This is a genomic window from Xanthomonas hortorum pv. pelargonii, from assembly GCF_024499015.1.
Lineage (GTDB): Bacteria > Pseudomonadota > Gammaproteobacteria > Xanthomonadales > Xanthomonadaceae > Xanthomonas > Xanthomonas hortorum_B.
On record NZ_CP098604.1, the window covers coordinates 17,585 to 31,255 of the forward strand.

Consider the following 13,671-nt stretch of genomic DNA (forward strand, 5'->3'; position numbering starts at 1 on the left):
AATGACGGAGGTGAGCAAGCAGCGGCTGGCGGTGATCGGTGGCGGCCCGGCCGGTTTGATGGCTGCGGAAGTGGCATGCGCGGCAGGCCTTGCGGTGGACCTTTACGAGGCCAAGGGCTCGGTCGGGCGCAAGTTTCTGATTGCCGGCAAGGGCGGTTTGAATCTCACCCATTCGGATCCGATGCCGCTGTTTGCGCAGCGTTATCGCGAGCGTGCCGAACCGGTGGCTGCCTGGTTGCGGGACTTCGATGCGAACGCGCTACGCGATTGGGCGCGCGGGTTGGGTGTGGACACCTATGTCGGCAGCTCCGGGCGTGTGTTCCCGATGGATCGCAAGGCGGCGCCGTTGTTGCGTGGCTGGGTGCGCCGACTCAAGGAACAAGGCGTGGTCTTTCATGTGCAGCATCGCTGGCTCGGGTTGAGCGATGACAGTACGTTGCGCTTCGATACTCCGACCGGTGACATCGAGCGCGTTGCAGACGCGGTGGTATTGGCGCTCGGTGGCGGTAGTTGGCCGCAGCTTGGCTCGGATGGCCTGTGGCAAGCGCCACTGCAGCAACGCGGCATCGCGGTTGCGCCCTTGGTGCCGGCCAACTGCGGTTTCGACATCGACTGGAGCGCGCATTTTGTGCAGCGGCATGCCGGTGCGCCGCTCAAACCGGTGGTGGCGCATTGGCATGATCGCCATGGCGTGCAACACGAACTGCAGGGCGAATGCGTGGCCACTGCTACCGGCATCGAAGGCAGCCTGATTTATGCGTTGGCTGCAGAGTTGCGAGAGCAGATCGATGCTCATGGCGTGGCCGAACTTGGCCTGGATCTGGTCCCTGGACGTTCCCTTGAGCGCGTGAGCGCCGAACTGGACAAGCCGCGCAAGGGACGGAGTTTTAGCGAGCATTTACGCCGGCAGGTCGGCATCGATGGCATCAAGGCGTTGCTGCTGTACGAACACCTGGGCAAACAGGCCGGCGACGATCTTGTGCAGGTGGCACGCACGCTCAAGCAGTTACCGTTGCGCTTGCTCAGGCCGCGCCCGCTTGCCGAGGCGATCAGCTCGGCCGGCGGCGTGCGGCTGGAAGCGCTGGACGATAGGCTGATGGCGCTCGCACAGCCTGGCGTGTTTTGCGCAGGAGAAATGCTCGATTGGGAGGCACCGACCGGCGGCTATCTGCTGACCGCCTGCTTCGCCAGCGGATTACGTGCCGCACATGGCGCGGTGCACTGGCTGCAGCAGCAAGACGGGTGCGTTACAGACGATCGTTGACCGCTTCGCGCGGCCAGACCGATTTGACGTCGTAAATCACCGCGCCCGGTTTGCCCAACGCGGCGATGCGCTGGGCGTCGTAGTCGCGGTACTGCGCATGCGCCACCGCCAGCACGACCGCGTCGTAGGCACCTTCGTCCACAACCTCGCACAGCTGCACGCCGGCATGCTGCAGGGCTTCTGCCGGGTCGGCCCACGGGTCACAGGTATCGACCTGCACGCCCGCAGCTTGCAGCAACTGCACCAGTTCCAGTGCACGGCTATTGCGTAGATCCGGGCAGTTCTCTTTGAAGGTTGCGCCCAGCACCAGCACCCTCGCCTGCGCGAGCACCACGCCGCGCGTGGCGAGCATGCCGCAGACGCGCTCGGCAACGTGCCGGCCGACACGGTTATTGACCTGCCGCGCGGTGTGGATCAGGTCCGGGTGATAGCCCACGCTCTCGGACTTGTGCATCAGGTAATACGGATCCACGCCGATGCAGTGGCCGCCGACCAGCCCGGGCCGGAATGGCAGGAAATTCCACTTGGTTCCGGCCGCTTCCAGCACATCCAGCGTGTCGATGCCGAGCTTGTCGAAGATCAATGCCAGCTCGTTGACCAGTGCGATGTTGACGTCGCGCTGGATGTTTTCGACCACCTTGGCAGCCTCGGCCACGCGCATCGACGGCGCGCGCCAGGTACCTGCGGTGATGATGCTGGTGTACAGCGCATCGACCGCGTCGGCAGCTTCTGCGGTGGAGCCGGAGGTGATCTTGCGGATATCGCGCAGACGCCGCTGGCGGTCGCCCGGATTGACGCGTTCGGGGCTGTAGCCGCAGAAAAAATCGTCGTTAAAACGTAGCCCCGATGCGGCTTCGAGCAATGGCACGCAGACTTCTTCGGTGGTGCCCGGATACACGGTGGATTCGTAGATCACCAGGTCGCCGGGCTTGAGCGCGGCGGCGATCAAGGTGGTGGCGCTGCGCAGTGGCTCCAGGTCGGGTTGCTCGAAGCTGTCGATCGGCGTCGGCACCGTGACGATGAAGATGCTGCACGTGGCCAGGTCGGCTGCGTTCGCGGTGTAGCGCAACCGGATAGCGGCAGCCAGTTCGGTGTCGTCCAGTTCCAGCGTGGCGTCGTGGCCATCGCGCAACTGCGCTACCCGCTGCGCATCGATGTCGAAGCCCAGCGTGTCGCGCTGCTCGCCAAAGGCAACCGCCAGCGGCAGGCCGACATAGCCCAGCCCGATGACGGCGATACGCGCTTGAAGCGGTGCGAGAAGCGTGGTGCGGGACATGCGGTTCCTTCGATCGTGCGCGGGCGGTTTTCCGCGCGGCTATACAGCGGCAGGATAGCGCAGGCCGCACAGGCGCCGGCAGTGCAGCAAGACATACGCACAGAGATTCACAATCGGCGCGCAATCAGGCACGCTATCGCAATGCCCGGGTGGCGAAACTGGTAGACGCAAGGGACTTAAAATCCCTCAGCTGCAAGGCTATGCGGGTTCGATTCCCGCCCCGGGCACACTCTTCATCCATCTCCATCTGTCGCGCGCTCGCAGCCGTGCCTGGCACGAATACGTTGGCAGATGTCGCTCGGACAGGTAGGCCGGACGAAGTTGAAGGCGTCGATGATGTCCAGCACGCGCGGCGACCAACCCGATGACGGCATGCAGTTCGTGCTGTTGAGCAGAAACACGCCTCCAGCGAGCGATCCAGGCATCGATTCGATCGAGGCATTGCACGCGCGTTGGCAGTACGCCCTGCCCTGCCTGGGCGGCGGCAGTTTGATCGTGCAGATCCTGGCATTCGAACTTGCGCAGTTTTCACTGGAAGCATTTGGTCTCTGCAACATCGCATGCCCTGACACGATTGCGCGTAGCGTCCGCAAACGCCAAGCCGAGTATTTCTTCGGTCGACTGGCTGCGCAACAAGCCTTGCAGCATCAGGTACTGGCCGCCGCCGATATGTGCCCCGACATCGCCACCGGCAGCTCGCGTGAACCGCTATGGCCGGCGCAGGTGATCGGCAGCATCTCGCACACCAATCGCCTGGCCGCGGCGGCGGTTGCACCACTTGGCAGATGGCGCGGTATCGGCATCGATCTGGAGCACGTGGTCGGTGCTGACGCACGCGAGGCGTTGTTGAGCACTGTCGTGGATAGCTCGGAGCTGGTGTTGCTGCAGTCGATCTGCGCGTCCACCCACGTGCCGCTGGAAGTGTTGCTGACCATCGTCTTCTCTGCCAAGGAGAGTCTGTTCAAGGCGAGTTTTTCCGCAGTAGGCCGCTACTTCGATTTTTCTTGTGCGCACCTGGTGGCACTGGATCCCATTGCGGGAGTCGTCCGTTTTCAGCTCAGCGAGCAGCTCTGCCCGGATCTACCGAGCGGGCATCTGTGCGATATCAGTTTCGGTTTTGTCGATTCGCAGACGGTGATCACCTATCGAGTCTGGTGAGTCTGGCCGAAGAACGTCGAGCCACGGACGCGGGAACAGAGTGCCTACACAAATCCGACGCAACAAAAAAGGGCCGTGAGGCCCTTTTGAGTGATCAACTGAATCATGAGATTCAGTCGTTCTGATTTGGAGCGGGAAACGAGACTCGAACTCGCGACCTCAACCTTGGCAAGGTTGCGCTCTACCAACTGAGCTATTCCCGCGTGGAGCGAAATTGTACAGCTTGTCACATCATTACGCTAGCCCTTTCACACCACCAGCTCGCTGTTTCTTGCGGAGCCACCCGCTTGCGAACCGGCACTTAGATGCGACTAGAACAGCGTGCGATGTGGAGGCCTGGGCCGGAATTGAACCGGCGTACGCGGATTTGCAGTCCGCTGCATAACCACTCTACCACCAGGCCGAACATCGCATTCCACAACACTTGCTTTGCAACAACAAGGCCCCGCAAACGGGGCCTGTTCGTCTCAAGACAGCAACTGCACGCTAGTTGCATGCGTCCAACCTATTGTGTTGCAACAGGTTTTTCGCCATCCCTGCCTTGGAACGGACGCCATTGTAGCCTTGTTTGGCGTAGACGCCAAGTAGACGCCACGAGGAGTGATCGAGCACGCCACAGTGCGCTGGCGCCGCTTACTGCCGGACGCGATGACCACGCGACAGGTCTGACAGCGCATACCTCTGCGAGATCGAGCCTGCCCTGCTGGATCAGGCGCGAATGGCTGATCGATGTCTCAAACATCCGCTCCTCATCCACAGCCTAGCAGCCCCATGACGGCACATCTGCAAGGGAGCCATCTCAATTCCCAACCTGTCGTTTGGCCAGTCGAGGCGCGCCGCGTCAACAACGCCTGCTCCATTCGAGACGACCTGCAAGTTTATGCGATGCAATTCACACACCTAAATCGACCGTATCCACATGGCGTAAGGCGCTTGCCATACAACAAAGCGAATGACGCAACACGGATCACATCGGCTTAAAAAAGCACCGGAAGAAATGATTCGTTAAATTAACTTCATAACCAAATTAAATAGCGCATTGATAATAGTTAGATTATCCAGCTAAACAATAAATCCGCGCGAATGTAATAAATCCTTCTCGAATCGCGCCTATGGTGAGCCGCACACAAGGAGACTCATCCGTCACCCAAGGACGTCCGAACCTCCGCAGTTTTGCGATGGATATCTCGTGTCCAACCTCAGTAGCGCTGTGCTTTGCGGCTTTCAACGTGACTTCTGACTCCGAAGCAGTATCGAACGGCGCCGCCACTGCTTCATCGCGGCCCGCCATCGAGCCAGGCCTCCCCTACCCTGACACTTCGCAGGCGCGATGCTCGCCTGAGGAGACTGCAAGTGCATTTGTCTGGTCACGCTGGCAGGCTTTGCCAAGATCGGCGGAGGCTGAGCGGCTGGAACGTCTGCTCGCTGCAATGGCGATCTACCTGGCGCGGACCTGCGAGCAAGTGCCGTTGCAGATCAAGCTGCGCTACATAGACCACACACACCAGCTGACATTGCATCCACGCGTGCACGACGCCTGCAGTGCGATTTGCGAACAGGTACACGCCGCATTGGATGAATGTGCACTCCGTCCTGTAGGCCAAGATGATGCGCAATCGAAAAAGGCGCAACGTGGTGACGTTGCACATGCATGGCCGACGCTGATCGAGATCGGTGTAACGAACGACAGTGCAGTGATTGTCGGCGCAACCGCGACACCGCAGCTGCAATTGCAGATCTGCAAGTTACGCAAGCGATTTCGTTGCGGATTGCATAGCTCGCATTCGACACGACGGCAGGCCTTGCGTGTCGGTGCACGTTTGAGATGTCTGCTGACAACCCTTGAACGTGGCGAGGCACAGCATGGCCCTGTAGCGTTATTGCCGCTCCTGCCAGCGAGCGAGCGCCGTCGCTTGCTACAGACATTCAATTGCAGTCACACGCGGTTTCCGCAACGTGGCATGGCAGTGTTGTTTGCCGAGCAGGCCGCGCGCGCGCCGCAGGCGACCGCGATTGTGTGCGGCGAGACACGTCTGAGTTATGCCGAGCTGGATCTTCAGGCCAATCGTCTTGCGCATCATCTGTGTGCGCTCGGCGTTGGCCCGGATTGTCTGGTTGCGATCAGTGCGGCACGCAGCCCTGCGTTGGTGATCGGCTTGCTGGCGATACTCAAGGCCGGAGGCGCCTATCTGCCGCTGGATGCCGATGCGCCTTCACAGCGTTTAAGTGCGTTGCTGGACGATGCGCGTCCATGTGCTGTGCTCGCCGATGCAGATGCGTTGCGTCGTTTGCCGCTGCCCGATACGTTGCCGGTGTGTCGGCTGGATCAGGTCAATCCCGCGTGGAGCGATTTCCCTGGCACCGCACCCGATGTGCCCGCGCTGCAGCCGCATCATCTGGCCTACGTGCTGTATACCTCCGGCTCCACCGGCGTGCCCAAGGGCGTGATGGTCGAGCAACGCAACGTCGTGCGCCTGGTGTGTGCGCCCGACTATGTTGATTGCGATGCTTCGCAGCGTTTCCTGCTTGCCGCGCCGCTGGCCTTCGATGCGTCCACGTTCGAGCTATGGGGGGCGTTGCTCAATGGCGCGCAGTTGGTGCTTGCCCCGCCCGGCGCGCTGGATCTGGATGCGATCTGTGCGCAGGTGCAGCAGCATCAAGTGACCACGTTATGGCTGACCGCTGGCCTGTTCGAGCTGCTTGATCCTGTGCAGCTGAGCCAGTTGCACAGCCTGCGCCAGCTATTGGCTGGCGGGGATGTGCTGTCGCGTGCCGCTGTCGAACGTGTCAACCAAGCCTTGCCGCGCTGCCAGTTGATCAACGCGTACGGGCCGACCGAGGCGACCACCTTCAGTAGCTGTCATCGCTTCGACAAGGCAGCGGTGACCTCGGTACCGATTGGGCGCCCGATCGCCGGTACGCGGATCTATCTCTTGGATGACCAGCGCGAGCTTGTGCCGATCGGTGTGCCTGGCGAGATCTACATCGGTGGCCCGGGCGTGGCCCGTGGTTATCTCAATCAGTCGTCATTGACCGCTGAGTGTTTTGGAGAAGATCCGTTTTTGCCAGGTGGCCGGCTATATCGAAGCGGCGATCTGGCGCGGTGGCGCGAGGATGGCAGCCTGGACTTTCTGGGCCGTGTCGATCAGCAGCTGAAGGTGCGTGGTTTCCGCATCGAGCCTGGCGAGATCGAGGCAGCGTTACGCAGGTGCGCCGGGGTGGCCGACGCGGTGGTCGTTGCGCGACAGGAAGGTGCGGCGGATAAACAATTGGTGGCATATGTCATCGCTACACCGCAGCCAAGCGACAGCAATGGCAGCGATATCGACGCACTGGCTCCCGCCACCTTGCGCGCGGCGCTTGCCCAAAAACTGCCCGAGCACATGCTGCCGTCGGCATTTGTGCGGCTACAGCAGTTACCGCTGACTGCCAGCGGCAAACTAGATCGACGTGCCTTGCCGGCGCCGGATCGTGCTGCAGTCGCGGCAGCCGGCTATGTGCCGCCGCAAGGCGCAAACGAGTGTCTGCTGGCCACAGTGTGGGCCGAGCTACTTGGGTTGCCGCAGGTAGGCCGGCACGATCATTTTTTTGCACTCGGCGGGCATTCGTTGCTGGCCATGCGCGTCTGTGGCCGGCTGCAGACCGCACTGATGCGGCAGGTGCCGATGGCGCTGCTGTTTGCGCATCCGGTGTTATGTGAACTAGCAATCGCGTTACAGGGCAGTGCTGGCGATGCGCTAGGCGCAATCCCGCACCTACCGCGCGACCAGCCGTTGCCGCTGTCTTTCGCACAGCAGCGGCTGTGGTTCCTGGATCAACTGGAAGGCCCTAGCGCCACTTACATCATGCCGATGGGCCTGCGTCTGCGCGGTGCGCTGGATCATGGTGCGCTGCGAGCGGCGCTGCATGCGCTTGTTGCGCGGCACGAAGCCTTGCGCAGTTGCTTCAGGCAACGCCGCTTGCCGCAAGAAAACGGCGATATCGCAAACGCTCCGCTATCCGCTTGTCTGCTGCCCACGTCGTGTCTGGGCGAGCAGGTCCAAGCAGAGAGAGTTCATGGCGAACAGGTGCATATCGAACTACTGCCGCCCGACCAAGCCTTGGTGCTGCACGAGCAACTGCTTACAGATCACGCACTCAACAATCACTTCGATCCAGACGCCGAACTACGATGCTGGATCGCGTATGAGGCCAGCACGCCGTTTCAGCTCGATCGCGATGCACCGATCCGTTTCCGTCTGCTGCAGCTGTCGCTCGATGAACATGCATTGCTGATCACCCAGCATCACAGTGCCTCGGACGGCTGGTCGGTGGGTGTGTTGTTGCATGAGCTGTCTGCGCTGTATGCAAGTTGCCTGCGCGGCCAGCCAGACCCGCTGCCGCCGCTACCGATCCAGTATCCCGACTACGCCGCCTGGCAGCGTCAGTGGCTGGAAGGGCCGCGCCGGCAGCAGCAACTCGATTATTGGCAACGTCAGCTTGCAGGCGCGCCCAGCTTGCTCGATCTGCCGCTGGATCGCCCACGCCCGCCGCAGCAGGATTTCAGCGGTGCCGAGGTCGCCATCCACTTCGATGCCGATCTCAGCCACGCGCTGGAGACTTTGGCGCGCCGCCATCGCTGCACCGTGTTCATGACTGTGCTGGCGGCGTGGGGCGCGCTGTTGTCGCGTTTATGTCGCCAGGACTGCGTGCTGGTCGGCATCCCGGTCGCCGGGCGTACGCGCGCCGAGCTGGAGCCGCTGATCGGTTTCTTCGTCAACACGCTGGCGATCCGTTTCGATGCCCCCGCAAGCGTGAGTACTGCCGCGCTGTTGGCGCAGGTGCGCCAGCAAGTGCTCGATGCGCAGGCGCATCAGGATGTGCCGTTCGAGCAGGTGGTGCAAGCCGTACAACCCGTGCGCAGCAGTTCGCATACACCGTTAGTGCAGACGTTGTTGGCCTGGGAGCAGGACGCAGTGGCTGGCGTGGTTCCACACGTCTCTGGTGCAGATGCTGACCATCCAAAAATCGCGGACGATCCATGGGCCGCACTGGATCCGCAACGGCTGCAGATTCCCGCCAATGCCGCCCGCTTCGATCTCACCTTGCAGTTGCGCAGTGGTGCCGAGCCAGTGGGACAGCGACGCAGCGGCAATCTCGCCGCATCCTGTGTGCAAGGCACGCTGAGCTATGCCACTGCCGTGTTCGATGCCGCGACTGCCAATCGCATCGTCGGCTATCTGCAAAGCTTGCTGCGCGCCATGGCTGCCGACAGCACCGTGCCACTGGACACCGTGGCATTACTGGATGCGCACGAACGCCAGCAGTTGTTGGTCGACTTCCAGCCGGCTGCTGTGGTTTATCCCTGCACGTTGTTGCATGAGCTGATCGAGCAGCAAGTCCAGCGCACCCCGCATGCCATCGCGGTGGCCCAGGATCAACTGCAGTTGGACTATGCCGCGCTGGATGCGCAGGCCAATCAGCTTGCCCACCATCTGCGCCAACTGGGCGTCGGCCCCGATGTACGCGTGGCGATCTGCGCGCAGCGCAGTCCGATGTTGGTGGTCGGGCTGCTCGCGATTTTGAAAGCCGGCGGCGCCTGTGTGCCGCTGGATCCGGAGTACCCGGCCCAGCGTTTGGCCGACATGCTCGCCGACAGCCAACCGCTCGCCGTGCTTGTCGATGCGTATGCGGGCGAACACCTCCCGCTACTGGCTAGCGACGCGCTGCAACGCGTCTCGCTGCTTGATACTGAGCTAGCGGACAGCGTGTTGCTCTGCAAAGGACTGCCGACAACATTGGCGGTTTATCAGCTGGATCAGCCCAATACGCCCTGGGACCACCAGCCCACCACCGCCCCGCACGTGCCAGCGCTAGAACACGACCACCTGGCCTACGTGATCTACACCTCAGGCTCCACCGGCACGCCCAAGGGCGCGATGAACACGCATCGCGGCGTGGTCAATCGACTGCTGTGGATGCAGGACACCTATGCGCTCACCCCAGACGATGTGGTGCTGCAAAAAACGCCGATCAGCTTCGATGTCTCGGTGTGGGAATTGTTTTGGCCGCTTTTGAGTGGCGCGCGTTTGCAGCTGGCGCGTCCTGGTGGACACAAGGATCCGGCTTACCTCGGCGCAACTATCGCCGAGGCTGCAGTGACAACGCTGCACTTCGTGCCTTCGATGCTCGACGCTTTTCTAGCAACCGACGCACCGCAACACTGCAGCGGACTCACCCGCGTGATTTGCAGCGGCGAAGCTTTGCCCGGGCAACTGGTGCAGCGCTTCCGCACCCAGCTACCCGGCGTGCAACTGCACAATCTTTATGGCCCGACCGAAGCCGCCATCGACGTCAGCTTCTGGGACTGCACTGCCAGCAACGATACGCCCGACAACACGCCGATCGGCAAGTCGGTTGCCAACACGCAGCTCTATGTGCTCGATACGCATCTGCAGCCGGTGCCAATCGGTGTGGCGGGAGAGCTGCATATCGGAGGCGTGCAAGTCGCACGCGGCTATCTCGATCGCCCCGAGCTCAGCGCACAACGTTTCATTCCCGATCCTTTCCGCTCCGCGCCAAACGCACAGCTCTACAAGACTGGCGATCTGGCACGTTGGCGCAGCGATGGCGTCCTCGAATACCTCGGCCGCAACGACGATCAGGTCAAGATCCGTGGCCTGCGCATTGAACCTGGTGAGATCGCTGCACGACTGGCTACGCACTCCGATGTGCGCGACGCAGTAGTGCTTGCACGCGAAGATCAATCCGGCCAGCTGCGCCTGGTCGCTTACTACCTGGCAGCTAAGCTGCTACCAATCGAAACACTGCGAAGCCATCTCGCCGCGCAACTCCCCGACTACATGGTGCCAGCGGCTTACGTGCACCTGGAGGCGCTGCCACTGACGCCCAACGGCAAGCTCGATCGCCGCGCCCTGCCCGCGCCAACCGAAGAGGCCTTGGCAACACGCGACTTCGTGCCTCCGCAAGGACCAACCGAGAACATCATTGCAGCACATTGGTGCGAGCTACTCGGCGTACATCAGGTCGGTCGCGACGATCAGTTCTTCGCTCGCGGCGGACACTCGTTGCTGGCGATCAACCTGATCGAACGCTTGCGCGCCGATGGGCTGCACGCCGAAGTGCGCAACCTCTTCGCCAGCCCCACCCTGTCCGGTTTTGCCGCAAGCCTGCACAACACGACAACTACCAACACCACGCTAGTCATCCCACCCAACCGCATCACCCCCGACCTAACCCAACTCACCCCGCAACACCTGCCGCTAGCCGACCTTACCCAGCAAGACATCGACCGCGTGCTGGAACAGGTTCCCGGCGGCCTCGCCAACGTGCAGGACATCTACGCACTCTCGCCGTTCCAGCATGGCCTGCTGTTCCATCACCTGCTTGCCACCGATGGCGATCCTTACCTGTTACGCCTGCGGCTGCGCTTCAACGATCGCGCCGGGTTGGACGCCTATCTGACCGCACTGCAAACCGTCATCGACCGCCATGACATCCTGCGCAGTGCGGTGCTGTGGGAAGGCCTGAGCGAACCGGTACAAGTGGTCTATCGCCGCGCAACGCTCGCGATTGACGCGCTGGATTGCTGCAGCTTCGATCCACGACAACCGTTCGAAGAGCAACTGGCCACGCGCCCACAACTGCGCCAGTTGGATCTGCGTCGCGCACCGCTGCTGCATGCCAGCGTAGTTGCCGATCCTGATGATCAACGCTGGCACCTCTTACTACTGCAACACCATCTGATCGGCGATCACACCACGCTGGAAACCATCCAGTCCGAGATCCAGGCGCTGCAAGCCGGACGCGGCGCTGAACTCCCGCCGCCGCAACCGTTCCGCAACCTTGTGGCACAAGCGCGTCTGGGATTGCCGCAAGCCGCGCACGAAGCGTTTTTCCGCGAGCGCCTGGGCGATCTGGATACGCCGTGCGCACCATTCGGCCTGTTACAGGCGGCCGATACCGCACCCGGCGAACACACGATGGTGCTGGATGCTGCATTGGTTGCACGACTGCGCCAGGCGGCGCAACGCTTGGGTGTCAGTCTTGCAAGCGTGTGCCATCTGGCCTGGGCATTGGTCGTGGCCCGCACCAGCGGCTGCACCGACGCGGTGTTCGGCAGCGTGCTGTTCGGCCGCATGGGGCAGACCGCAGCCGGAGCACTCGGACCGTTTATCAATACCCTGCCGCTACGCATCGCGCTGGCCGAGCCGATCGGCGCCGAAGCGGCAGTGCGCCGCACGCATGCCGATCTGGCCGCGTTACTGCGTCACGAACACGCCTCGCTGGCACTGGCGCAGCGTTGCAGCGCGGTGCCGGCACCGGCGCCGCTGTTCACCGCCTTGTTCAACTACCGGCACAATCGCGACGGCGGCGATACTGCTCTGCGCGGTGGCGAGGAGCGCACGCACTATCCGATTCATCTGGCCGTGGAAGACGATGGGCATGGCCTGGCGCTGACTGCGCAAGTCTGTGCAGCGCTGAACCCGCAGCGGTTGTGCAGCTATCTGGCCACTGCTCTGAGCGGGCTGGTCGATGCGTTGGAGCATGCGCCGCAGACGCCGGTGCAGCGAGTGCCGGTGTTGCCCAAAGCAGAACAGACGCAGGTACTTGAAAGCTTCAATGCCAGCGTCACCGCGTTTGCCCCCGGCATCTGTCTGCACCAGCTGTTCGAAGCGCAGGTGATGCGCACGCCCGATGCCATCGCGGTGGAACTGGATGCGCGCTCGTTGAGTTACGCCGAATTGGAGGCACAGGCCAGCCAGTTGGCCCATCACCTGCGCAGTCTCGGCGTGGGTACGGAATGTCGCGTGGCGCTATGTCTGCAGCGCAGCCCTGAGCTGGTGATCGGCCTGCTCGGCATTCTCAAGGCCGGCGCTGCGTATGTGCCATTGGATCCGGAGTATCCGAGCGAGCGACTGGCCTACATGCTGGCCGACAGCCAACCGCTGGCGGTGCTCTGCGATGGCTATGGACTGGCAAGAATTCCGCAACTTCCCGAAGTCACTTACTGTCGTCTGGATGCACCAGCCCTGCCGTGGAACGCGCAGCCCGCTAGCGCACCGCAGCTGCCCGAACTGCATCCCGGCTGCCTGGCTTACGTGATCTACACCTCCGGCTCCACCGGTCAACCGAAGGGAGTGATGAACGCACATCGTGGTGTGGTCAACCGGCTGCAGTGGCATCAAACCATGTTCCCGCTGGGGCCGCATGATCGGGCGCTGCAGAAGACGCCGTTCGGTTTCGATATCTCGCTGTGGGAGATCTTCTCGCCGCTGCAGGCCGGCGCACGCCTGGTGCTCGCACGCCCGCAGGGGCATCAGGATCCGCAGTATCTGGCCAGGTTGATCGAACAACGCGGCATCACCCAGGCGCATTTCGTTCCGTCGATGCTGCAGCTGTTTCTGGATCAGGCCGAACCGCCGCACTGCCCCAGCCTGCGCTGGCTGCTGTGCAGCGGCGAGGCGTTGAGCGATGCCTTGCAGCGGCGCTGTTTGCAGGCGTTGCCGCATGTTGAATTGCACAATCTCTATGGCCCCACCGAGGCGGCGATCGAAGTCAGCCATTGGCAGTGCGACCCGCAGCTGCATCGCGGGCTGGTGCCGATCGGCAGGCCGATCGCCAATACCCGCTTGTACGTGCTCGATACCCACGGCCAGCCGGTGCCGGTCGGCGTGCCGGGCGAGCTGCAGATCGGTGGTGTGCAGGTGGCGCGCGGCTACTGGAATCTGCCTGAGCTCAGTGCCGAGCGCTTCGTCGCCGACGATCATTTCGACGTGCACGCCGCATGCCGCTACAAGACCGGCGACCTGGCGCGTTGGCTGCCCGATGGCAACCTGCAATACCTGGGACGCAACGATCATCAGGTCAAGATTCGCGGCTTGCGCGTTGAGCTGAGCGAGATCGAATCGCGTCTGCTCGTGGCCCCCGGGGTGCGCGAAGCGGTGGTGCTGGCACGCGAAGACAGCCCTGG

3 protein-coding genes, 3 tRNA genes and 1 pseudogene are annotated in these 13,671 nt (G+C 62.4%); 4 read left to right on the top strand and 3 right to left on the bottom strand.

The window, feature by feature from the left end:
- Nucleotide 1: 1 nt before the first annotated feature.
- A complete protein-coding gene (locus tag NDY25_RS00115; protein ID WP_168957641.1) occupies nt 2-1,264 on the top strand; it encodes a TIGR03862 family flavoprotein in 1,263 nt (420 codons plus the stop codon).
- On the opposite strand, the gene NDY25_RS00120 is transcribed toward NDY25_RS00115, so the two are convergent.
- On the bottom strand, nt 1,248-2,540 hold the full coding sequence (locus NDY25_RS00120) for a nucleotide sugar dehydrogenase (protein ID WP_168957642.1): 1,293 nt from the start codon (nt 2,538-2,540) through the stop codon (nt 1,248-1,250). The genes NDY25_RS00115 and NDY25_RS00120 overlap by 17 nt on opposite strands.
- Nucleotides 2,541-2,683: 143 nt before the next feature.
- On the opposite strand from NDY25_RS00120, the gene NDY25_RS00125 reads away from it, so the two are divergent.
- Nucleotides 2,684-2,767 (top strand) — tRNA-Leu (locus NDY25_RS00125).
- 109 nt (nt 2,768-2,876) lie between these two features.
- Nucleotides 2,877-3,698, top strand: a complete 822-nt coding sequence (locus NDY25_RS00130; protein WP_233366366.1) for a 4'-phosphopantetheinyl transferase family protein — start codon at nt 2,877-2,879, stop codon at nt 3,696-3,698.
- Between the two features lie 127 nt (nt 3,699-3,825).
- Here the strand turns inward: NDY25_RS00130 and NDY25_RS00135 are convergent.
- A tRNA-Gly gene (locus NDY25_RS00135) sits at nt 3,826-3,901 on the bottom strand.
- A gap of 126 nt (nt 3,902-4,027) precedes the next feature.
- Nucleotides 4,028-4,101 (bottom strand) — tRNA-Cys (locus tag NDY25_RS00140).
- A 1,558-nt stretch (nt 4,102-5,659) separates the two neighbouring features.
- On the opposite strand from NDY25_RS00140, the pseudogene NDY25_RS00145 reads away from it, so the two are divergent.
- Nucleotides 5,660-13,639 (top strand): annotated as a pseudogene (locus NDY25_RS00145) (non-ribosomal peptide synthetase); the annotation flags it as partial.
- Nucleotides 13,640-13,671: the final 32 nt, after the last annotated feature.

Excerpts from the sequence above, each read along its gene's own strand:
- NDY25_RS00120 (WP_168957642.1), bottom strand. The coding sequence starts at position 2,540 with ATGTCCCGCACCACGCTTCTCGCACCGCTTCAAGCGCGTATCGCCGTC.
- NDY25_RS00130 (WP_233366366.1), top strand. The coding sequence starts at position 2,877 with ATGTCCAGCACGCGCGGCGACCAACCCGATGACGGCATGCAGTTCGTG.
- NDY25_RS00115 (WP_168957641.1), top strand. The coding sequence starts at position 2 with ATGACGGAGGTGAGCAAGCAGCGGCTGGCGGTGATCGGTGGCGGCCCG.